Annotated in this window: 1 protein-coding gene; it reads right to left on the reverse strand. The window is 48.7% G+C overall.

Annotation, left to right across the window (positions count from 1 at the left end):
* Positions 1 to 392, reverse strand: a 392-nt coding sequence (locus AB4585_RS25295; protein ID WP_372171525.1) for a Nif3-like dinuclear metal center hexameric protein, incomplete at both ends; no start/stop codon positions are given.

A 392-nucleotide genomic window follows, 5' to 3' on the forward strand; every position in this document is an offset into this window, starting at 1 on the left:
GTAATGAATATCTTGCTCGCGTGCCACAAAGGTGGTGCGCTCTGACATCTCACCTGAAATGAAGGCATCCAAGTCGTTGTCTGCAGCCAATTGAATGTAATCTTGACCACCACCCGTGCACCAACCAACAGTTTCAATCATTTTATCGGCGTTTTCAGGCGCGATATGCAGTGGCTCTCTATCTAGCGCTTTGTCGATGCGCTTGGCAAATTCCGCACCGCTCACTGCTTGCTTCAAGCGGCCGTGCATCGCGACAGATTGAGCATGCCCCTCTAACCCGCCTTCAACATCAATGCCCAAAAGCTGTGCTAGACGAGCGTTATTACCCAGTTGTGGATGAATATCCAATGGCAAGTGATACCCATAAAGATTGATATCGTTCTTGATCAATG

This window comes from Vibrio sp. 10N.222.49.C9 (genome assembly GCF_041474985.1).
Classification (GTDB): domain Bacteria; phylum Pseudomonadota; class Gammaproteobacteria; order Enterobacterales; family Vibrionaceae; genus Vibrio; species Vibrio crassostreae_C.